Below are 21,300 nucleotides of genomic sequence, written 5' to 3' on the forward strand. Positions count from 1 at the left end.
GCCGCAGCGAAGGCTGTACGCCTTCGCAAGGATTGCAACGCTGCCATGGGTGCGAAGGCGCGCTTTCATGTTTCGATATTTTTGGGTTGCAGTACTAGGGCTGTTTGCGCTCAATCAACTTCACCAGCGACCACAACACGCGGTTCGCCGGTGTCGCCACGCCCAGCGCCGCGCCGCGCTTGACGATCAGCCCGTTGAGGTAGTCAATCTCGGTGGGCTTGCCGCGTGCCAGGTCCTGCGCGGTCGATGAAAACTGGCTCGGCATGCTGGCGGCGAGCTTGTCCACCGCCGCATGCACGTCGCCCGCCACCTGCACGCCTTCGGCCCGGGCCACAGCCAGGCATTCGGCCACCACGTCGCGCATCAGGTCCGGCACGCCTTCGCCGGCCACCGTCTGGCCATAAGGCAGCTGGGTGATGGCCGAGACGGCGTTGTAGGCGCAGTTGAGGATCAGCTTGGCCCACAAGGCGCCGCGCACGTTGTCGGAGATTTCAGTGGGCACGCCGGCGGCGATCAGGGCCTGCGCCACGGCCGCGCTGACGCCGGAGGGTTCGATCACCAGCTCGCCGCGGCCATGGTGTTTGACGTGGCCGGGGCCAGCCATTTCGGTCGCGACGTAAACCACGGCGGCTGCCACGGCATGTTGCGGCAGCACGGCGCGCAGCCTGTCCGCGTTGTCCACGCCGTTTTGCAGGCACAGCACCAGCGCGTCCGGCGCCAGGTGCGGCCGTATCAGTGCGCCGGTGGCTTCGGTGTCGGTGGACTTGACGCAAAACAGCACCAGCGGCGCGCCCCGCACCGCACCGGGATCGCTGCTGGCGCTCAGCCGCACCTGTTCGTCAAAACTCCGGGTTTGCATGTGCAGGCCGTCGCGCGTGATGGCTTGCACGTGTTGCGGCCGGGCGATCAGGGTCACCTCATGGCCGGCGCGCGCCAGCATGCCGCCGTAGTAGCAGCCGACGGCGCCTGCGCCCATGACGGCGACCTTGAACATGCGGTGGGAAGGGTGGGGGTTTGTCATGGGTGATGTTCGGAAGGGGCGTTTCTGGCCTGATCGGCAGGTGAAGAAAAGGCAGAAAAGGCAAAAAAGGCAAACCTGGGGGAGGAAGGAATGGCCATTCTAGAAAACCTTCAGCAATGGTGCCGGCAGAGCCGTGACCCTGTCCCTTCTCCCTGCCGGCACGCTGCCGGCAGGTTATCCTGCCGGCATGTGTATCGACTTTTCAAAGCGGCGGGCAGACAAGCCGCAGCGTGCGGGGCAATGACGGCGTGGCAGATTGCGCTTTTCCTGCTGTGTGTGGCCCTGGCGACCTGCGCCCAGAACCTCAGCGGTTTCGCGTTCGCGCTGATCCTGCTGGGCCTGGCCGGCCTGCTGGAGCTCGCCCCGCTGGCGGACCTGGCCAACGTGGCCACCGTGCTGGCGCTGGCCAACGCCCTGGTGGCCCTGCGCCGCTCGGGCCGCACGCTGGACGTGCCCGCCTTGCGCGACACCACGCTGGGCAGTGCCGTGGGTATTCTGGCGGGGGTGCTGCTGGTCGGCTGGCTCAGCAGCAACGTCACGCTGGTTTTGCGTGTGCTGCTGGGCCTGACGGTGGTGGCTTGCGCCATCGTGGTGCTGCTGCAGGCCACAGCCCTGCGCGAACGCTCGACCGCCGCGTCGTTTCGCACCTGGGGCATGGTGTCGGGCCTGCTGACCGGTCTTTTTTCCACCGGTGGGCCGCCGCTGGTCTACCACCTGTACCGCCAGCCGATGCCGCTGCGAACGGTGCGCGACACCCTGGTGGCGACACTGGCGGCCAGTTCGCTGATGCGGCTGGTCATGGTCCTGGGCACCGGGCAGTTCAGTGCCAACGCGCTCAAGCTGTGCCTGCTTGCCGCGCCGCTGGTGTTCGCGCTAAGCTGGTGGCTGGAACGGCACCCGCCCGGCTGGTCGCGGCCCACGGTGCTCAAACTGGTCTGTGCGCTGCTGCTGCTCACGGGTGTCGGCCTGCTGGTTCCGGCGCTGCTGCAGATCGCCAGAACCGGCCTGTGAACCTTTGTTGGACGCCTGAACCCATGAACTACTGGCTGATGAAATCCGAACCCGAAGAGTGTTCGGTCGACAACGCGCTGGCCTCGAAAAACGCCACCGTTCCCTGGGTGGGCGTGCGCAACTACCAGGCACGCAACTTCATGCGCGACGCCATGCGGGTGGGCGACGGCGTCTTGTTCTACCACTCCAGCTGCGCTGAGCCGGGCATCGTCGGCATCGCACGCGTGGCCTCCACGGCCTACCCCGATCCGACGCAGTTCGACCCGGACTCGCCCTATTTCGACGCCAAATCCAGACCCGACGAACCGCGCTGGCTGCTGGTGGACGTGCAGGTGCTCCGGAAAATTTCCACCCTCCCCCTGCCCGCGCTGCGCGCCCGGCCCGAGCTCGCCGAACTGCTGGTGCTCAAAAAGGGCAACCGCCTGTCCATCACGCCGGTGGAGCCGCGCCACTGGCAGGCCATCACGGGAAGCAGCGCGGTCGTCCAGCCCGACAAGGCGGGGTCATGAAAATAGCCGGACTGCTTCTGGGTGCGTTGCTGCTTGTCGCGGCCTTGCTGCTGCTGGCAGCGGGGCAACTGGGTTTTCTTGCGGGGCAGCCACCGAAGGATCTGGGCGTGCGGGATGGCCGCCTCAAACCGCCGTCCCCGACACCGAACAGCGTTTCCAGCCAGGCCGGCAGCCATGCCGACCACCCGCAGCGCAGTGGCGCCGACATCGCCCCCCTGCATTACACCGGTGATGCCAAGGCCGCTTTGGGCCGCCTGGCCACCTTGCTGGAATCCACGCCCGGCTGCGTGTTGGTGACGCGGGAGCCGGCTTATCTGTACGCGCAGTGCCACACCCGGTGGCTGAAGTTCACAGACGATGTGGAGTTCGCACTGGACGAGGCGGCCCATGTGATTCAGGTGCGCTCGGCCAGCCGGCTGGGGCGCAAGGACTTTGGCGTGAACCGTGCGCGCGTGGAGGCCCTGCGCGCACGCTTCGAAAAAACCTGACGCTCCTGCAAAGCTATAAAAACAATAGCTGCTTGCGCCCGCGCCTATTGGGCTGGAGGCATATTTCGCATGCAATCGGAACTCAGCCCACTGCCGGCCGGCGATGGTGCGCAAAAAAGGTCCACATCATCAGCGTGGCGTCCGGGCCTTCCGGCGCGCTGAAATCCACACTGGCGTCGCCGCCGCTCCAGGCGTGGCCGAGATGTTCAATCTCGCAGCTCACCAGTTGCGGCTTTCTGCCGGCGTAATACGTGGCGCTTTCATAGGCGTGGCGCGGATGGCGCCCGGCGGAACGAGGCGGGTAGCGGCGCACGACCGGTTCGGGACGGGTGATGGCTGCGGCGTTGAAGACCCTGAACTGTTCGGTCAGCTGCGTCATGTTGATGCGCCGCACCACAGCATCACGCGCGCCGTGAATGAGGATCGCCGGCATGCCCGCAAACGCCGGCTGGGCCGCCGTGAAAGACAGCGCCGCCTCGCTGTGGGCCGCGCCGGCGCCGTGCTGCATCGCCCGGTAGGCGCTCATGGGGGAGTCGGTGGTGCCGAACACCGGCGCCGAGTGCAGGCCCACAGCGGCCACCCGGTCGGGGTGGCGCAGCGCCAGGATGTTGGCCAGGCCGGCGCCGGCGGACAGACCCGCCACATAGGTGCGCGTCGGGTCCAGCCCGTGCCGGGTCTGCACATGGCCCATCATTTCCGCGATCAGCCTGACGTCGCCCTGCCCGTCCTGGGTGGCGCGTTGGTACCAGTGCCAGCAGCGGTGCGTATCGGCCGCGGCCGACTGATGCGGGTAAAGCACGGCAAAACCCTTGCGTTCGGCCAGCTGGTTCATGCGTGTGGAGAGGGCAAAGTCGGTGGCGGTTTGCTGGCAGCCGTGCAGCATGACCACCAGCGGCCGCGGCACCGGGCTGGCCGTGGCCGGCAGGTAAAGCCAGTACGCCATGCGCCGCGCCGGCGCAAGCTGGCCGGCGGCCGGCACGGAAAAATACGCCTTTTGCCAGTTTCCGGGCAAGCCGGACACGGCGCGTGCCGGCGGCGCGGCGGGCTTGCGCAGGGCTTTCGCCGCCTTGGGCTTGGCCAGCTTGACAGGTTTGGCGCGGCGCGCCGGGCTGGCGGCAACCTGGGGCACCAGGCTGAGAAACAGCTTGCGGCCCTGCGCCTGCTGGGCCTTGCCCATGCGGCGCAGGCTCTTGAGCCAGAGGCTGCTCAGGCTTTTGGCCATGGGGTGCCGCGGCGGCTTGAATGGGTTGGCATGCATCCATTTTGCTGCATTGCAGCAAATACGTCCGCGCCATCGGCTGCCGTTGGTGTGGTCGTTCACGCCGCGCGTCTGTCAGGACGCTGACGTGGCGCAAGGGGTGCAGCGCCCGCCCTTGGTACGATCAGCGGGCCCGCATTGCCTGCGGCCTTGTTTTTGCACGCTTTTTCCCCATCTCTGCCTGCCATGTCTGATTTCCTGACCGCCGCCCTCTACAAATTTGTCGATCTTCCCGACTTCGCCGACCTGCAGGCGCCGCTGCAGGCCTTTTGCGAAGCCCAGGACGTGCGCGGCACGCTGTTGCTGGCCCGGGAAGGCATCAACGGCACGATTGCCGGGCCCGAAGCCGGCGTGCGCGCCGTGCTGGCCTACCTGCATGCCGATCCGCGCCTGGCCGACCTGCCGCACAAGGAGTCCTGGGCGCAGAAAATGCCCTTTTACCGCATGAAAGTGCGCCTCAAGCGCGAAATCGTCACCCTCGGTGTGCCCGGCATCAATCCGAACCAGATGGCCGGCGAGTATGTGAAGCCGCAGGACTGGAACGCCCTGATCGCCGACCCTGACGTGGTGGTGGTGGACACCCGCAACGACTACGAGTTCGGCATAGGCAGCTTCGAGCGCGCGCTCAATCCCAAAACCCGGAGCTTTTCGGAACTGCCTGCCTGGGTGGAAGCGCAATCGGCGCCGGGCGGCGTGCTGGCGGCCAAAGACGGAAAAAAGCCCAGGGTGGCGATGTTCTGCACCGGCGGCATACGCTGCGAAAAATCCACCGCCTTCATGCGCACCCAGGGCTTTGACGAGGTCTATCACCTGGAAGGCGGCATCCTCAAGTACCTGGAGACCGTGCCGGAAACGGAGAGCCTCTGGAAAGGCGAATGTTTTGTCTTTGACGAGCGGGTGTCGGTGGTGCACGGCCTGGCCACCGGCCACTACGGCCTGTGCCGGGCCTGCCGCGACCCGATCAGCGAGGCCGACATGGCATCAAAGCTGTACGTGCCCGGCGTCAGCTGCCCGGCCTGCCACGACAAGAAAACCGAGGAACAAAAGCGCGGCTTCATCGAACGCCAGCGCCAGGTCGAGTACGCCAACCGCCGGCGCCAGCCGCACATCGGCGCCAAGCTGCCATCGTCGGGCGCCGGGGACAAAGAAGGCTCCTGATGGGCGCCCTGCCCGTTCTGTATTCGTTCCGGCGCTGCCCTTATGCGATGCGCGCGCGGCTGGCCCTCAGCGTCAGCGGCCAGAAGCATGAACTGCGCGAAGTGGTGTTGAGAAACAAACCCGCCGAGATGCTGGCCGCTTCGCCCAAGGGCACGGTGCCGGTGCTTGTCTTGCCCGATGGTGAGGTGCTCGACGAAAGCCTGGACATCATGCGCTGGGCGCTGGGCCGCCATGACCCGGCGCAGTGGCTGGCACCGCCAGGTGCTTCGTCCGCCGAGATGGCGGCCCTCATCGCGGGCAACGATGGCGATTTCAAGCGCCATCTGGACCGCTACAAGTACCCGAACCGTTATGCCGACGAATCCGGCGGTGATGCGGCCGGGCTTGCGCTACGGCACCGCAGCGAAGCGGCCAGCTGGCTGGCGCAGCTTGATGCGCGGCTGGCCCACGGCTGGCTGCTGGGCACCCGGGCCAGCCTGGCGGACATGGCGCTGCTGCCTTTTGTGCGCCAGTTCGCCCACACCGACCCCGACTGGTTTGCCGCACAGGCCTGGCCGCGCCTGTCGGGCTGGCTGGCGGCGTTCGAGGCCAGCGACCTGTATGTCGGGGTGATGGGCAAACACGCCGCGTGGCAGCCGGCGGCCTGACCCGCAAAATATGAAGAAATCGGCCGCTGGCCCTTGCGGTACAAGCGCAAGCAGCTATCAATAAAGAAGCAAAGAAACCTGCCTGGTCTGATCGCGCCAGTTCAGACCTCAGGCGCCACCGTCTCCACATACTCGTACAGCGCCCCCAGCACCTCTTGCCCGCGCTCGTCCGCCGTCTCGGACAACACATCAAGCTGCGCCAGGAAGGCATCCACATTGCGCGCGCCGCCCTCGCCTTCGAGCAGGCGCGCGGCTCGGTGCGTCTCCCAGCGTTCGGCCTCTTCGGGCGACAGCGTCGCCTCGAAATTGCGGGCGCGGTAGCGAAACACCAGCTCTTCGAGCCGGTCGTCGTCGAAGCCGGTGCGGCTGTGCGCGAGTTCGGCCGGCGGCAAGGCGCGCAGCTTGTTGAGCCGGCGCCTGTCGTCGTTGTTGATGAAGCCGCCGTACAGGTCTTCGTCCACGTCGGGCACGCCCTCTTTGGGCCGCGCAAAGACCTCGGGCCAGATGGCACTCATGTCCGGCAGGCTCGCGGCTTTTTCGGCGTTGCGCAGCGCGCCTTCGATGTCGATGCCCCATTTGGCCGCCATCTCCGGGGTCAATGTAGCCAGCTTGCGCACCACCATGGGCGACTTGTTCAGGTGTACCGACTTGATGGGCAGGCGCAGCACGCCTTCGGGCAGGTCGGCGCTTTTGCTGAACAGGCGCTGGCGCAGGGTGGCCACGTCGAGCAGCGGCAGTTCGCCGGGGTCTTGCGCCAGGTCCCAGGCCAGCAACTCGTTTTTGTTCGACGGGTGCATGGCCAGCGGCCACATGACAGCCAGGCAGCCGCGTTCGGGCGGGAACATGCCCGACACGTGCAGAAACGGCTGCGCCGTCTGCGGGCTGGTGGGCAGGCCCAGTTCGGCGGCCACGCGGTCTTTCTTGTGCAGCCCCAGGCAGAAGTCGAACAGCCTGGGCTGGGCCGTACGGATCACGCGGGCCAGCGCAATCGTGGCACGCACATCGGACAGCGCGTCGTGCGCCGTTTCGTGCAGCAGGCCGTTGGCGCGCGCCAGGTCTTCGAGCTTGAAGCTGGGGCGCAGGGCACCGGCCTCGTCCGGCCGGCGTTCATCGGGTTTCATCGGCCACTGGATGCCTTCGGGCCGCAAGGCGTAGGCCATGCGCACCACGTCGAGCAGGTCCCAGCGGCCGCAGCCGTTTTGCCACTCGCGCGCATAGGGGTCGATCAGGTTGCGCCAGAACAGGTGGCGTGTGACCTCGTCGTCGAAACGGATGGTGTTGTAGCCCACGCCGATGGTGCCCGGCTCGGCCAGCACGGCTTCGATGCGCGCGGCAAATTCGTGCTCGGGCAGGCCGTGCGCCAGGCACCGCTGCGGCGTGATGCCGGTGAGCAGGCAGGAGGACGGGTCGGGCAGGTAGTCGCGCGCCGGCTGGCAGTAAATCATCAGCGGCTCGCCGATCTCGTTGAGATCGGCGTCGGTGCGTATGCCGGCAAACTGCGCCGGCCGGTCCCGGCGCGTGTTCAGGCCGAAGGTTTCGTAGTCGTGCCAGAGAAAGGTGTGCGTCGCCATCGGTGGGGCCTGTCAGCCAGGGTTATGTATGAAAAGTGCCTCCAGCCCTTACAGAACGGGCGCGAGCAGCTATGGTTTCAGGAGCATTTTGAGCAGCCAAAGAAAAAGGCCGGCAGCGTGATGCTACCGGCCTTTTGGGCTTTTTCAGGCTCCTGGAGACCGCCACGCCATTTTCCGGCGGCTCCGGGTCGCTGCGTCAGTCGGCGGTGGCCTCTTCCGGCTCGGGCTTGGCTTTGCCTTCTTTCTTGGGCAGCGGCTGGATGTCGAGCACGACTTCGCCGTTTTCCACGCCTTTTTCGTCGGTGGTCACCTTCATGTCCACCGTCAGGCGCCCGCCGTCGACCAGGCGGCCGAACAGCAGTTCGTCGGCCAGGGCGCGGCGGATCGTGTCCTGGATCAGGCGCTGCATCGGGCGTGCGCCCATCAGCGGATCGAAGCCCTTCTTGGCCAGGTACTTGCGCAGCGTGTCGGTGAAGGTCACGTCGACCTTCTTCTCGGCCAGTTGCGTCTCGAGCTGCAGCAGGAACTTGTCAACCACGCGCAGGATGACGGTTTCGTCCAGCGCCTTGAAGCTCACCACCGCGTCGAGGCGGTTGCGGAACTCGGGCGTGAACAGGCGTTTGATGTCGGCCATCTCGTCACCCGCCTCGCGCGGGTTGGTGAAGCCGATGGTCGCCTTATTCATGGTCTCAGCGCCGGCGTTGGTCGTCATGACGATGATCACATTGCGGAAATCTGCCTTGCGCCCGTTGTTGTCCGTCAAGGTGCCGTGGTCCATGACCTGCAGCAGCACGTTGAAGATGTCCGGGTGCGCCTTTTCGATCTCGTCGAGCAGCAGCACGCAATGCGGCTTCTTGGTCACGGCTTCGGTCAGCAGGCCACCCTGGTCAAAACCGACATAACCCGGAGGCGCGCCGATCAGGCGGCTCACCGCATGGCGTTCCATGTACTCGGACATGTCGAAGCGGATCAGCTCGATGCCCATGATGTAGGCCAGCTGCTTGGCCGCTTCGGTCTTGCCGACGCCGGTGGGGCCCGAGAACAGGAAGGAGCCGATCGGCTTGTCGTCCTTGCCCAGGCCCGAACGCGCCATCTTGACCGCAGACGCGAGCACGTCGAGCGCCTTGTCCTGGCCGAACACCACGCTTTTCAGATCGCGTTCCAGCGTCTTGAGCTTGCCGCGGTCGTCGTTGGACACATTGGCGGGCGGAATACGCGCGATCTTGGCCACAATCTCCTCGACTTCGGCCTTGGTGATGATTTTCTTGCGCTTGGACGGCGGCAGAATGCGCTGGGCTGCGCCGGCCTCGTCAATCACGTCAATCGCCTTGTCGGGCAAGTGCCGGTCGTTGATGTATTTGGCGCTGAGCTCGGCCGCAGCCTGCAGGGCCGCCACGGCGTACTTGACGCTGTGGTGCTCTTCGAAGCGTGACTTCAGGCCTTTGAGAATGTCCACCGTCTCCTGCACCGTGGGCTCGACCACATCCACCTTCTGGAAGCGGCGTGACAGGGCTGCATCTTTTTCAAAGATGCCCCGATACTCGGTGAAGGTCGTCGCGCCAATACATTTGAGCTGGCCCGAGCTGAGCGCGGGCTTGAGCAGGTTGGACGCGTCCAGCGTGCCGCCCGAAGCCGCACCGGCCCCGATCAGGGTGTGGATCTCGTCGATGAACAAAATGCCGTTGGGCTTGTCTTTCAGCGCTTTCAGCACGCCCTTGAGGCGCTGCTCGAAGTCGCCGCGGTACTTGGTGCCGGCCAGCAAGGCGCCCATGTCCAGTGAGTAGACCTGCGCTTCGGCCAGTATCTCGGGCACATCTTTTTGCGTGATGCGCCAGGCCAGGCCCTCGGCAATCGCCGTTTTGCCCACACCGGCCTCACCCACCAGCAGCGGGTTGTTCTTGCGGCGGCGGCAGAGGATCTGGATCACGCGCTCGACTTCGTAGTGGCGACCGATCAGCGGATCAATCTTGCCTTCCTTGGCGAGCTGGTTCAGGTTCTGGGTGTACTGCTCCAGCGGCGAGGCTTTTTCGTTCTTCTCGCCGCCCTCTTCGTTCTCGGCGGCACTCTCGCCGGCCTTGGTGGGCTCGGGCGGGTCGCTCTTCTTGATGCCGTGCGCGATGAAGTTCACCACGTCCAGGCGCGTCACACCCTGCTGGTGCAGGTAATACACGGCATGCGAGTCTTTTTCGCCAAAAATGGCGACCAGCACATTGGCGCCGGTGACTTCCTTCTTGCCGTTGCCGGTGGACTGCACGTGCATGATGGCGCGCTGGATCACACGCTGGAAACCCAGTGTGGGCTGCGTGTCCACGTCGTCGCTGCCGGCGACCTGCGGCGTGTTGTCCTTGATGAAGTTGGCCAGCGACTTGCGCAGGTCATCGATGTTGGCCGAGCAGGCGCGCAACACCTCGGCGGCGCTGGGGTTGTCGAGCAAGGCAAGCAGCAGGTGTTCCACGGTGATGAACTCGTGGCGCTGCTGGCGGGCCTCGACAAACGCCATGTGCAAGCTGACTTCTAGTTCCTGGGCAATCATTGCTTTTCCTTTCGGCTTGCTGCTGGGATATCTGACGGGATCATTGTGTAACTCTTCAAGCCGATATGGGCTGTTTTTTCAATTATTCAATGGGTTCGCACACGCACTGCAGCGGATGGCCATTCTTTCGCGCCGCTTCCGTGACCTGGTCGACCTTGGTGGACGCGACATCCTTGGAAAACACGCCACACACCCCTTTGCCGTCAAGGTGGATCTTCAGCATGATCTGCGTGGCCGTTTCCCTGTCCTTGTTGAAAAATTCCTGGATCACCTCGACGACAAACTCCATCGGCGTGTAGTCGTCATTGAGCAGCACGACCTGGTACATCTGCGGCGGCTCGGTTTTTTGCGGGCGGCGCTCAAGCACAACCGCATCCCCGCCGTTGGCATCATCGGGCTTGAAGGCCGGTGCCTTGGGTGGTGCGGGGGTTTTGGGAGGTTTGCTGGCCATGGAATTCATTCTAGCGACCGGAATTGTCCAGTGCGTCTGACAGGGAAATTGGTGGCGGGAACACGACAATCAAGCCCGCGCAATTGACTTTTGACCTGACGCTTCAAAAGCCCATGAAGAAAGCCGCCCGACCTGCGCCGCGACGGCTTTGCAGCATGTTCTGCCTGGTTTTCCGGCCGCGCTACCCCTGGCGGGCACGGCGGGCTCCCCGGCAGCCTGCTTTTCTTACATGTGGTCGATCATGACCTGGCCGAAGCCGGAGCAGCTGACCTGGGTCGCGCCGTCCATCAGGCGGGCAAAGTCGTAGGTGACTTTCTTGGACTCGATCGACTTTTCCATCGAACTGATGATCAGGTCGGCGGCTTGCGTCCAGCCCATGTGACGCAACATCATTTCGGCCGACAGGATTTCGGAACCGGGGTTCACATAGTCCTTGCCGGCGTATTTCGGGGCTGTGCCGTGGGTGGCCTCAAACATCGCGATGGTGTCGCTGAGGTTGGCGCCAGGGGCAATGCCGATGCCACCGACCTGCGCGGCGAGCGCGTCGGAGACATAGTCGCCGTTGAGGTTGAGCGTCGCGATCACCGAGTATTCGGCCGGACGCAGCAGGATCTGCTGCAGGAAGGCGTCGGCAATGCTGTCCTTGACGGTGATCTCCTTGCCCGTTTTCGGATTTTTGAACTTCATCCACGGGCCGCCGTCGATCTCGACCGCGCCGAACTCTTTCGCAGCCAGCGCATAGGCCCAGTCACGAAAGCCACCTTCGGTGAACTTCATGATGTTGCCCTTGTGGACGATCGTCAGGCTGGGCTTGTCGTTGTCGATGGTGTACTGCAGGGCCTTGCGCACCAGGCGTTCGGTGCCTTCCCTGGACACAGGCTTGATGCCGATGCCCGAGGTGTTCGGAAAGCGGATTTTCTTGACCCCCATCTCATCCTGCAGGAACTTGATGAGCTTCTTGGCCTTGTCGGACTCGGCTTCGAACTCGATGCCGGCGTAGATGTCTTCCGAGTTCTCGCGGAAGATCACCATGTGGGTCTTCTCGGGCTCTTTCACCGGTGAGGGCACGCCCTTGAAGTACTGGATGGGACGCAGGCAGACGTACAGGTCCAGTTCCTGGCGCAGGGCCACGTTCAGTGAGCGGATGCCGCCGCCGACCGGCGTGGTCAGCGGGCCCTTGATGGAGACAACGTAGTCCTTGACCGCAGCCAGGGTTTCTTCCGGCAGCCAGACGTCGGGCCCGTAGATCCTGGTTGACTTTTCACCAGCGTAGACTTCCATCCAGTGGATTTTTTTCTTGCCGCCATAGGCCTTGGCCACGGCCGCATCAACCACCTTGAGCATCACCGGCGTGATGTCCGCACCCGTGCCGTCACCTTCAATGAAGGGAATGATCGGCTCGTCCGGGACATTCAATGAATTGTCGGCATTGACGGTGATTTTCTGACCCTGCGTGGGCACCTTGATGTGCTGGTACATGTAATGAAGTCTCCGGTGCGCGCTTGACCTTGCAGTGAATGACTGCCGGGCGCTGTTTAAGGGGTAACCCTGAAATTTTAGCCCCAAAACTTCCGCCAACACATTTAAGCGCCTGTGTGTCAACCGTTTGCAAACGGGCCTCGTTACATGCAGGTCCACGAGTTTTTCGGGGGACCTGGTTCAAAAACTTATTTAGGAAAACTCCAAATGAACAAGATTCTTGCTGCCCTGATCGCTGGCCTTTTCGCCGTTGGCGTGTTTGCTCAGACTCCTGCCCAGCCAGCACAGCCGGCCAAGCCAGCGATGCCTGCCATGCCAGCAACGCCTGCCACTCCGGCAACGCCTGCTACCCCTGCAACGCCTGCCATGCCAGCTGCCAAAGCTGACCCCAAGGCCGAGAAAGCTGCTGCTGCCAAGGCCGCTAAAGCCGCCAAAGCCGAAAAAGCTGCTGCCGCCAAAGCCGCCAAAGCTGAAAAAGCCGCCGCTGCCAAGAAAGCCAAGGAAGAAAAAGCAGCTGCTGCCAAAGCCGCCAAAGCTGAAAAAGCCGCTGCTGCCAAGAAAGCCAAAGAAGACAAAGCCGCTGCTGCCAAGAAGTAATTCTTCGCGCGCACCCGAAATGCCCGCATTGCGGGCATTTTTCATGGCTGTCGTTTATGCTGGCAGCTTGACCTCTCTACGGTGGAACGCCTCATGACCCTCTTGCCTGCTGCCCTCAAGTCGCCCCACCGCGGGCTGACGCTCGCACTTTCCTCCCTGGTGTTGAGCGCCGGATGCGCAATGGCGCAAGGAACGCCGCAAACAAACCTGCCGCGAGCCAAACTGTCGGCAGGCATGCACCAGATCGACGCGCAAGTCGCGTTGACGCCCGAGCAGCGGCAGATTGGCCTGATGTTTCGCAAGGAAATGCCAGTCACCGAAGGCATGCTGTTTGTGTTCGAACAGCCCGCCCAACAGTGCTTCTGGATGAAAAACACCCTGCTGCCGTTGACCGCTGCCTTTGTCGCTGACGACGGCACCATCGTGAACCTCGCCGACATGAAACCGCAGACGACGGACTCGCACTGCTCGGAAAAACCGGTGCGTTACGTGCTGGAAATGAACGTCGGCTGGTTTGCCAAAAAAGGCATCAAGGCCGGCAGCAAACTGTCGGGACCGGTGTTCGCCCAACCCCGTTGAACGCCACGCGCTGCGTTGGCGGCACCCTGAAAAAAAGCCGACGCGAAGTCGGCTTTTTTGTGCCCCGGTCAAGGCGTCAATTTGGTTTACCCCTTGAAAGACGCCAGTGTCGCGTTCAAGGTCTTGCTCGGGCGCATCACAACATCCAGCTTGGTCAGGTCGGGCTGATAGTAGCCACCAATGTCCACCGCCTTGCCCTGCACGGCCTGAAGTTCGGCGATGATGGCCTGCTCGTTGGTCGTCAGTGCCTTGGCCAGCGGCGCGAAGCGGGCCGCCAGGGCCGCATCTTCGGTCTGTGTGGCCAATTCCTGAGCCCAGTACATGGCCAGGTAAAACTGGCTGCCGCGATTGTCCAGTTGACCCGTCTTGGGCGACGGATTTTTGTTGTTGTCGAGAAGCTTGCCAGTGGCGGCATCCAGGGTCCTGGCCAGAATCTTGGCCTGCGCGTTACCGGTTTTGATGCCCATATCTTCCAGCGACACGGCCAGCGCCAGGAATTCGCCCAGTGAGTCCCAGCGCAGGTGGTTTTCCTCTACCAGTTGCTGCACATGCTTGGGCGCCGATCCACCGGCACCGGTTTCGTACATGCCGCCGCCGGCCATCAGGGGCACGACGGACAACATCTTGGCGCTGGTCCCGAGTTCCATGATGGGAAACAGGTCGGTCAGATAGTCGCGCAGGATGTTGCCGGTGGCACTGATGGTGTCCAGCCCGCGGACGACGCGCTCCAGGGTGTAACGCATGGCGCGCACCTGGCTCATGATCTGGATGTCCAGGCCCGCTGTCTCGTGTTCGTGCAGGTACATCTTGACCTTGGTGATCATCTGCGCCTCGTGCGGGCGGTAGGAATCGAGCCAGAACACCACCGGCATGCCGGAGTTGCGCGCCCGGGTCACGGCCAGCTTGACCCAGTCACGGATGGCCGCGTCCTTGACCTGGCACATGCGCCAGATGTCGCCCGCTTCCACGTTCTGGCTCAGCAACACCTCGCCGGTCGCGAGGTCGGTGATGTTCGCCACGCCGTCTTCCGCGATTTCGAAAGTCTTGTCGTGCGAGCCGTATTCCTCGGCCTGCTGGGCCATCAGGCCGACATTGGGCACGGTGCCCATGGTCTTGGGATCGAACGCGCCGTGCCACTTGCAGAAGTTGATGATCTCCTGATAGATGCGGGCAAAGGTTGACTCCGGCATCACGGCCTTGACGTCCTTCAGCCGGCCATCGGCGCCCCACATCTTGCCGCCGTTGCGGATCGCTGCGGGCATGGACGCGTCCACGATGATGTCGTTGGGCGAATGGAAGTTGGTGATGCCCTTGGCCGAATCCACCATGGCCAGCTCGGGACGGCCTTCGTGGCAGGCGTGCAGGTCGCGCTTGATCTCGTCCTGCTTGCTCTGAGGCAGCGTGCCGATCTTGTTGTACAGATCGACCATGCCGTTGTTGACGTTGACGCCCAGCTCTTCAAACAGCTTGGCGTGTTTTTCGAACGCTTCCTTGTAGAAAATCTTCACGCAGTGACCAAACACGATGGGGTGCGACACCTTCATCATGGTCGCCTTCACGTGCAGCGAGAACATCACGCCGGTTTTGAAGGCGTCGTCGATCTCCTTTTCATAGAAGGCCACCAGTTCCTTCTTGCTCATGAACATCGAATCGATGATCTCGCGGTCCAGCAGCGAGACCTTGGGCTTGAGCACGATGGTCTTGCCGCTCTTGGTGAGCAGTTCCATCTTGACGTCGCGCGCGCGGTCCAGCGTCATCGACTTCTCGCCATGGTAAAAATCGCCGGCGTGCATGTGCGAGACGTGTGAGCGCGAGGCCTGGCTCCAGTCGGCCATGCTGTGCGGGTTCCTGCGGGCGTATTCCTTGACGGCCCTGGGAGCGCGGCGGTCCGAGTTGCCTTCACGCAGGACCGGGTTCACGGCGCTGCCGGTGCACTTGTTGTAGCGCGCACGGATGTCCTTTTCTTCGTCGGTCTTGGGGCTTTCCGGGTAGTCGGGGATCTTGTAGCCCTTGCCCTGCAGTTCCTTGATCGCGTCCTTGAGCTGGGCCACCGACGCGCTGATGTTGGGCAGCTTGATGATGTTGGCCTGCGGTTTGAGCGTCAGCTTGCCAAGCTCTGCCAGGGTGTCGGGCACCCGTTGCTGCTCGGTCAGACATTCCGGGAACTGGGCCAGAATGCGGCCGGCCACCGAAATGTCGGCGGTCTCGATCGTGACCCCTGCAGGCGCTGTAAACGCGCGCACGATGGGCAGAAAGGAGGCGGTCGCGAGCAACGGGGCTTCGTCGGTCAGCGTGTAAATGATGGTGGTTTGCTCGTTGCTCATCGCTTATCTCCAGAACTGTTATGGGAACGCCGCCGGCTGGTTCGCAGACCGGCGGGCATGATCGGATGGTGCCTGATTCCTTGAGGGAACGGGACCTGCCCTGCCCTGCATTTTATGCAATGCGATGCCACAATACGAAATTACGCCATTTGGAGCGTTTTTTTTTATCGGGCAAAAAAAAGCCCGAAGATGTCTTCGGGCCTTTTGGGGGTCAGCGGCGCAGCGCAAGCGCCTGGCAGATTCAGGCGAAGTTTGCCGCTGCAAAGTCCCAGTTCACCAGCTTGTCGAGGAAAGTTTCGACAAACTTGGGGCGCTGGTTGCGGTAGTCGATGTAATAGGCGTGTTCCCACACGTCCACCGTCATCAGTGCCTTGTCGGCGGTGGTCAGCGGTGTGCCTGCAGGGCCGGTGTTGACGATGTCGACCGAGCCGTCGGCTTTTTTCACCAGCCAGGTCCAGCCCGAACCAAAGTTGCCGACAGCCGATTTCACAAAGGCTTCCCTGAAAGCGGCATAGGAACCAAACTTGGCGTTGATGGCGGCGGCGAGTGGGCCGGAGGGCTCACCCCCACCGGCGGGCTTCATGCAGCTCCAGAAAAACGTGTGGTTCCAGATCTGCGCCGCGTTGTTGTACACGCCGCCGCTGGATTTCTTGATGATCTCTTCGAGCGTCATGGCCTCGAACTCGGTGCCTTTTTGCAGGTTGTTGAGGTTGACCACATAGGCGTTGTGGTGCTTGCCATGGTGGTACTCGAACGTCTCCTGGCTGTAGTGGGGCGCCAGTGCGTCGATGGCGTACGGGAGGGGGGGGAGTTTGTGTTCCATGTTTTTTTCCTCGTGAGGTGTTGTTGATAAAGCCGGTGTTGACAGCCATTGTAAAAACTAAATCAGCCGTGGTGCAGAAACGGTCAAATCGACCTCGCCGTCGGCAAGGGTAGCGCGCAGCGCCTGTCCGGGGTGGGTAGCGCGGGCGCTGGTGACAGCCTGGCCTTGCAGGTCGGCCAGCCACGCATAACCGCGCTGCAGAACGAGCTTGGGATCGAGCGGCTCCAGCCTGAGTTGCGCACGCTCGAGCCTGCGCTGTTGCCGGGCCACCGCTTCCGCGACAGCCTGGGGGAAAGCCAGCGCCAGTCCCTGTAGGCGATGGTTCTCCCGCTGCGCTCCCGACTGCAGCGCATGCCGCAGGCGCTGCGTCTGACCGGCCAGCCGGGCCTGTTGCCGTGTCACCAGATGTGACGGCCGGCTCACGCGGGAGGCCGCCCAGTCGAGTCGCTGGTTCTGGGCCTGCAGTTGCCGCTCCACGCCGTCCTGCAGGCGATCCTCTGCCAGGTCCAGCGCACCGAGCCAGACGCTTTGCGGCTGGGCGCACATTTCGGCCGCCGCGGTGGGGGTGGGCGCGCGCAGGTCAGCGCAAAAATCGGCAATCGTGAAATCGGTCTCGTGGCCGACGCCGCACACCACGGGCACCGGCGATGCCACGATCAGACGGGCCAGTTGCTCGTCGTTGAAGGCCCACAGGTCTTCCATGGCCCCGCCGCCGCGCACCAGCAGCAGCACATCCACCTCCGCGCGCTCGCTGGCCTTGCGCAGGGCCTGGCGCAACTCCTCGGGCGCCTGGGCGCCCTGCACGCTGGCCGGGTAGATCACCACCGGAATGTGCGGCGCACGCCGCTGCAAGGCTGTCACCACATCATGCAGGGCGGCAGCGCCCAGGGAGGTCACCACGCCGATGGCGCGCGGCAGCAGCGGCAAGGGCCGCTTGCGGCCCGCGTCGAACAGGCCCTCGGCCTCCAGCCTGGCCTTGAGCAGGAGAAACTGCTCAAACAGGTTGCCCTGCCCGGCCTGCCGCATGGACTCGACCACCATCTGCAGTTCGCCGCGCGGCTCGTAAACGCCGAGCCGGCCACGCACTTCAACCAGTTGGCCGTCGCGTGGCGAAAAATCCAGCAGGCCGGCGGCCCGCCGGAACATGGCGCAGCGGATCTGGCCCTGCGCGTCCTTCAGGGAAAAGTAACAGTGCCCACTGGCGGCGCGCGAAAACCCGCTTACCTCCCCCTGTACGGCCACCGGGTTGAAACGTGCCTCCAGGCTGTCGGCAATCGCACGCAGCAAGGAACCCACGGGCCAGACGCGCACGCCCGGCGACGCTCTTTCTGACGCCCCCGCAGACTCAAACACGCGTAAACCCCTCGATAAATCGGGGGTAATACTCCACAGTGCCGCATGAAAGCAGGGTCAAACCCGCGGTTTGCCGGGGATGACTAGAAGAATTCGTGTAACTCATTGATTTATAAGAACTATATTCTGCTTATTTTTTCATCGTTCTGTCACATCGCCCATTTGGCGCGGCCTCGCGGGCCCCTGGCGGCCACTTGCTAACAAAGTTATCCACAAGATCTGTGAGTTAGGTCCTACAAGTGGGCAGCTTGCGACAACAGGGCCGGCCCACGAGGCCGCGTGCGGTTCGCGCGCCGGGCTGGGCCATAATCCACAGCAACTATTTGCCGGGAGACGTTTACTTGTTTTCGATCATACAAGCCGCAGGCTGGCCCATCTGGCCCCTGGTTGCCTGCTCCATCCTGGCGCTGGCCCTGGTCATCGAGCGTTTTGTCAGCCTCAAAACCGGAAAAATTGCCCCGCCCCGCTTGCTGGATGAGGCCATCACCGTGTCGCGCAGCTCCGTGCCCGCCCCCGACGTGGTCTCGCATCTTGAGCAGAACTCCCTGCTCGGGGAGGTGCTGGCCAGCGGTTTTCGTGCGCTCAACACCAACCCGCGCATCAGCGAGGACGATCTGCGCTCCACCCTCGAAGGCGCGGGCCGGCGCGCCGCCCACACGCTGGAGCGTTATCTGGCAGCTCTGGCCACCATCGCCTCGGCCGCGCCGCTGCTGGGTCTGCTCGGCACCGTGATCGGCATGATCGAGATTTTCGGCTCGCAGGCCGGCAGTGGTGGCGTGGCCAATGCCGCCGGCGGCAACCCCGCACAACTGGCACAAGGCATTTCGATTGCGCTGTACAACACCGCTTTCGGCCTCATTGTGGCGATCCCGTCGCTGATTTTCTGGCGCTATTTCCGGGCCCGCGTTGACGGTTACCTGTTGACCATGGAAATTGCCTCCGAGCGTTTTGTCCGCCATCTGAACACCCTCCGGAAATGAGCCGCAAGCGCGCTGCACGGACCCTTGGGAGAGCCGCATGAACTTTCGCCGCTCATCGCGCGATGAACCCGAGATCAACCTGATACCGTTCATCGACGTGTTGCTGGTCGTGCTGATCTTCCTGATGCTGTCGACCACCTACAGCAAGTTCACCGAACTGCAGATCAAGCTGCCGGTGGCCGACGCCGACCAGCAGCGCGACTACCCCAAGGAGGTGATCGTCGCCGTCAGCAGCGACGGCCGCTACATGGTCAGCAAGGTGCCGGTGTCCGGCCGCAGCATCGAGGCGCTGAGCGCCGCCATCAGCGCGGCGGCCAAGGCCGGCAAGGACAGCGTGATCATCATCAGCGCCGATGCCAGCGCCACCCACCAGTCGGTCATCACCGTGATGGAAGCGGCCCGGCGCAGCGGCTTGACGCAAATCACCTTTGCCACCCAGAGCGCGGCGCAGGCCGGCGCCCGCTGACCGTGGCGACCCGGCTGCAGCAGGCCTGGCTGCGGCGCGGCCTGCTGGCCTGCCTGCTGTGGCCGCTGTCCCGGCTCTACGGCCTGCTGGGCGAATTGCGCCGGCTGGCTTTCCGGGTCGGCTATTTTCAGTCTGAACGCCTCCCGGTGCCGGTGGTGGTGGTGGGCAACGTGGTGGCAGGCGGGGCGGGCAAGACGCCGGCGGTGATTGCGCTGGTGCGGCACCTGCAGGCCCGCGGCCTGCAGGTCGGCGTGGTCTCGCGCGGCTACGGGCGCACCAGTGCGCAGTGCCTGGAGGTGTTGCCGGGCACCCCCATCGAAGCCTCTGGCGATGAGCCGGCCCTGATCCGGCGAGCGACAGGCGCTCCTGTTTTTGTAGCGGCGCGGCGCCCCGAAGCCGCGCGTGCGCTGCTTGCTGCACACGGCCAGACACAGGTGATCGTCTGCGACGACGGCCTGCAGCATTACGCACTGCAGCGTGACATCGAGATAGCCGTGTTCGACGAGCGCGGCGTTGGCAACGGCTGGCTGCTGCCGGCCGGCCCCCTGCGCGAGCCCTGGCCGGACCGCCTGGAACGCGGCGTGCGCGCCGGCGGACGCGGCATTGACCTGGTGCTGCACACCGCGGCGCTGCCGGCCTTCGACGGCTTCCGGTCAAGCCGGCAGCTGGCCGACCAGGCTCTGCGCGCCGACGGCAGCCACGTGGCGCTCGAGAGCCTGGCCGGCCAGCCGCTGCTGGCACTGGCCGGCATCGCCAAACCCGAGGCCTTTTTTGCGATGCTGCGCGCCCGTGGCCTGGTGCTGGCGGAAACCCGGGCACTGCCCGATCACTACAGTTTTGATAGCTACCCGCGCCCGCAGGACAAGGGCTACACCCTGATTTGCACCGAAAAAGACGCGGTCAAGCTGTTTTCCCGACAAGCCGATGTGCTCGCCGTGCCGCTGGTGTTTTCCCCCGAGGCGGCCTTCTTCACGGCGCTCGACGCCCTGCTGGCCCCCCTGCTTTCTCCATTACCATCCTCCCATGGACACCAAACTGCTTGAACTGCTGGTCTGCCCCGTGACCAAGGGCCCGCTCGACTACGACCGTGAAAAACAGGAGCTGATCTCGCGCAGCGCACGTCTGGCCTACCCGATCCGCGACGGCCTGCCGGTGATGCTCGAGAGCGAGGCGCGCACCCTCACAGACGAGGAAGTCGGCCTGTGATCCTGGATGTTTTTGACGAGAAACCCGGCCTGTGACCTGCCGCGCATGAGTTTTACCGTTCTCATCCCGGCCCGCCTCGCGTCCACCCGCCTGCCCGATAAACCGCTGGCCGACATCGCGGGCGTCCCCATGGTGGTCCGGGTGGCGCAGCGCGCCATCCGGAGCGGCGCAGCCCGCGTGGTGGTGGCGGCCGACAGCGGCCGGATCGTGGAAGCCTGCGCTGCCTTTGGCGTGACCGCCGTGCTGACCCGTCCCGACCATCCGAGCGGCAGCGACCGGCTGGCCGAAGCCTGCGACCTGCTCGGCCTGGCTGACGCGGAATGTGTGGTGAATGTGCAGGGCGACGAGCCGCTGATTGATCCTGCGCTGATCGACGCCGTCGCGAAGTTGCTGGACAGCCGCAGCGACTGCGCCATGAGCACGGCCGCGCACGCCATTGCCAGCCTCGAGGAACTGCTGAACCCGAATGTCGTCAAGGTGGTGCTGGATGCGCGCGACACGGCGCTGTATTTCAGCCGCGCGGCCATCCCGGCCGCGCGGGATTTTTCCGGCCTGGCCTGGTGGCAGACCGGTCCTGCGGCGCAGGATCTGCCGCTCCCGTTGCGTCACGTGGGCATCTACGGCTACCGCGTCAGCTTCCTGCGGCAGTTCCCCGGCTTGCCGCAGGCGCCGCTGGAGCGGCTCGAGCAACTCGAGCAGCTGCGCGCGCTCTGGCACGGCCACCGCATTGCGGTGCACGTCACCGCGCAGGCGCCCGGGCCCGGCGTCGACACCCCCGAGGACCTGGAGCGCGTGCGACGGCTGTTTGTGTAAGCTGCGCGCAGGGGGACGCATGCTATCCTCCGA

At 64.2% G+C, this 21,300-nt stretch carries 21 protein-coding genes; 12 read left to right on the top strand and 9 right to left on the bottom strand.

Features of this window, described 5'->3' with window-relative positions:
- Positions 1-94: 94 nt before the first annotated feature.
- Entirely contained in the window at positions 95-1,021 is a 927-nt protein-coding gene (locus tag PSV33_RS09895; protein WP_300561089.1) for a 2-dehydropantoate 2-reductase, read from the bottom strand.
- Positions 1,022-1,261: 240 nt separating this feature from the next.
- Here PSV33_RS09895 and PSV33_RS09900 point away from each other — a divergent pair, with 240 nt between their 5' ends.
- The 3 genes from PSV33_RS09900 to PSV33_RS09910 are packed head-to-tail and all read left to right on the top strand — an operon-like array spanning position 1,262 to position 3,029.
- Positions 1,262-2,032, top strand: coding sequence for a TSUP family transporter (locus tag PSV33_RS09900; protein ID WP_300561090.1), 771 nt, complete (start codon positions 1,262-1,264; stop codon positions 2,030-2,032).
- A 23-nt stretch (positions 2,033-2,055) separates the two neighbouring features.
- Positions 2,056-2,541, top strand: coding sequence for an EVE domain-containing protein (locus tag PSV33_RS09905; RefSeq protein WP_300561092.1), 486 nt, complete (start codon positions 2,056-2,058; stop codon positions 2,539-2,541).
- Positions 2,538-3,029 carry a DUF1499 domain-containing protein gene (locus tag PSV33_RS09910; protein ID WP_300561094.1) on the top strand — a complete coding sequence of 164 codons (492 nt, stop codon included), beginning with the start codon at positions 2,538-2,540 and terminating at the stop codon, positions 3,027-3,029. The genes PSV33_RS09905 and PSV33_RS09910 overlap by 4 nt, the downstream gene beginning before the upstream one ends.
- Positions 3,030-3,111: 82 nt before the next feature.
- On the opposite strand, the gene PSV33_RS09915 is transcribed toward PSV33_RS09910, so the two are convergent.
- Positions 3,112-4,287 (bottom strand): PHB depolymerase family esterase, encoded by a 1,176-nt coding sequence (locus PSV33_RS09915; protein WP_300561096.1) that lies wholly within the window; start codon positions 4,285-4,287, stop codon positions 3,112-3,114.
- Between the two features lie 186 nt (positions 4,288-4,473).
- On the opposite strand from PSV33_RS09915, the gene PSV33_RS09920 reads away from it, so the two are divergent.
- Positions 4,474-5,445: a rhodanese-related sulfurtransferase gene (locus tag PSV33_RS09920; RefSeq protein ID WP_300561099.1), complete on the top strand. Its 972-nt coding sequence runs from the start codon at positions 4,474-4,476 to the stop codon at positions 5,443-5,445.
- Positions 5,445-6,092, top strand: a complete 648-nt coding sequence (locus PSV33_RS09925; protein ID WP_300561100.1) for a glutathione S-transferase — start codon at positions 5,445-5,447, stop codon at positions 6,090-6,092. Before PSV33_RS09920 ends, PSV33_RS09925 begins: the two co-directional genes overlap by 1 nt.
- A gap of 101 nt (positions 6,093-6,193) precedes the next feature.
- Here PSV33_RS09925 and sbcB read toward each other — a convergent pair whose 3' ends face one another.
- The 4 genes from sbcB to icd form a co-directional block, all read right to left on the bottom strand.
- Entirely contained in the window at positions 6,194-7,663 is a 1,470-nt protein-coding gene (gene sbcB / locus PSV33_RS09930; protein ID WP_300561102.1) for an exodeoxyribonuclease I, read from the bottom strand.
- 196 nt (positions 7,664-7,859) lie between these two features.
- Complete coding sequence (gene clpA / locus PSV33_RS09935; RefSeq protein ID WP_300561104.1) at positions 7,860-10,196, bottom strand: ATP-dependent Clp protease ATP-binding subunit ClpA; 2,337 nt, start codon at positions 10,194-10,196, stop codon at positions 7,860-7,862.
- Between the two features lie 82 nt (positions 10,197-10,278).
- The gene (gene clpS / locus PSV33_RS09940) at positions 10,279-10,647 is read right to left on the bottom strand and encodes an ATP-dependent Clp protease adapter ClpS (RefSeq protein ID WP_300561106.1); all 369 of its coding nucleotides are present in this window, start codon (positions 10,645-10,647) and stop codon (positions 10,279-10,281) included.
- A 225-nt stretch (positions 10,648-10,872) separates the two neighbouring features.
- Positions 10,873-12,126 (bottom strand): NADP-dependent isocitrate dehydrogenase, encoded by a 1,254-nt coding sequence (icd, locus tag PSV33_RS09945; RefSeq protein ID WP_300561108.1) that lies wholly within the window; start codon positions 12,124-12,126, stop codon positions 10,873-10,875.
- A gap of 147 nt (positions 12,127-12,273) precedes the next feature.
- Between icd and PSV33_RS09950 the strand changes: the two genes are divergently transcribed.
- Together PSV33_RS09950 and PSV33_RS09955 are read left to right on the top strand one after the other, a co-directional pair.
- The gene (locus tag PSV33_RS09950) at positions 12,274-12,723 is read left to right on the top strand and encodes a cell envelope biogenesis protein TolA (protein WP_300520674.1); all 450 of its coding nucleotides are present in this window, start codon (positions 12,274-12,276) and stop codon (positions 12,721-12,723) included.
- Positions 12,724-12,816: 93 nt separating this feature from the next.
- Positions 12,817-13,302 (top strand): DUF192 domain-containing protein, encoded by a 486-nt coding sequence (locus PSV33_RS09955; RefSeq protein ID WP_300561110.1) that lies wholly within the window; start codon positions 12,817-12,819, stop codon positions 13,300-13,302.
- An 86-nt stretch (positions 13,303-13,388) separates the two neighbouring features.
- On the opposite strand, the gene PSV33_RS09960 is transcribed toward PSV33_RS09955, so the two are convergent.
- From PSV33_RS09960 to xseA, 3 genes are all read right to left on the bottom strand, one after another.
- Complete coding sequence (locus tag PSV33_RS09960; protein ID WP_300561112.1) at positions 13,389-15,626, bottom strand: NADP-dependent isocitrate dehydrogenase; 2,238 nt, start codon at positions 15,624-15,626, stop codon at positions 13,389-13,391.
- 241 nt (positions 15,627-15,867) lie between these two features.
- Complete coding sequence (locus tag PSV33_RS09965) at positions 15,868-16,449, bottom strand: Fe-Mn family superoxide dismutase (RefSeq protein WP_300561113.1); 582 nt, start codon at positions 16,447-16,449, stop codon at positions 15,868-15,870.
- Positions 16,450-16,506: 57 nt separating this feature from the next.
- Complete coding sequence (gene xseA, locus PSV33_RS09970) at positions 16,507-17,802, bottom strand: exodeoxyribonuclease VII large subunit (protein WP_366945591.1); 1,296 nt, start codon at positions 17,800-17,802, stop codon at positions 16,507-16,509.
- 341 nt (positions 17,803-18,143) lie between these two features.
- Between xseA and PSV33_RS09975 the strand changes: the two genes are divergently transcribed.
- Genes PSV33_RS09975 through kdsB form a run of 5 tightly spaced genes read left to right on the top strand, consistent with a single transcriptional unit; the run spans position 18,144 to position 21,267 of the window.
- Positions 18,144-18,782 carry a MotA/TolQ/ExbB proton channel family protein gene (locus PSV33_RS09975; RefSeq protein WP_300561117.1) on the top strand — a complete coding sequence of 213 codons (639 nt, stop codon included), beginning with the start codon at positions 18,144-18,146 and terminating at the stop codon, positions 18,780-18,782.
- 37 nt (positions 18,783-18,819) lie between these two features.
- Positions 18,820-19,248, top strand: coding sequence for a biopolymer transporter ExbD (locus PSV33_RS09980; protein ID WP_300561119.1), 429 nt, complete (start codon positions 18,820-18,822; stop codon positions 19,246-19,248).
- A gap of 2 nt (positions 19,249-19,250) precedes the next feature.
- Positions 19,251-20,291: a tetraacyldisaccharide 4'-kinase gene (gene lpxK / locus PSV33_RS09985; RefSeq protein WP_300561122.1), complete on the top strand. Its 1,041-nt coding sequence runs from the start codon at positions 19,251-19,253 to the stop codon at positions 20,289-20,291.
- Positions 20,272-20,454, top strand: coding sequence for a Trm112 family protein (locus PSV33_RS09990; RefSeq protein ID WP_300561123.1), 183 nt, complete (start codon positions 20,272-20,274; stop codon positions 20,452-20,454). The genes lpxK and PSV33_RS09990 overlap by 20 nt, the downstream gene beginning before the upstream one ends.
- A gap of 45 nt (positions 20,455-20,499) precedes the next feature.
- Complete coding sequence (gene kdsB, locus PSV33_RS09995) at positions 20,500-21,267, top strand: 3-deoxy-manno-octulosonate cytidylyltransferase (RefSeq protein ID WP_300561125.1); 768 nt, start codon at positions 20,500-20,502, stop codon at positions 21,265-21,267.
- Positions 21,268-21,300: the final 33 nt, after the last annotated feature.

It is taken from the genome of Polaromonas sp., assembly GCF_029945895.1.
GTDB lineage: Bacteria > Pseudomonadota > Gammaproteobacteria > Burkholderiales > Burkholderiaceae_C > Polaromonas.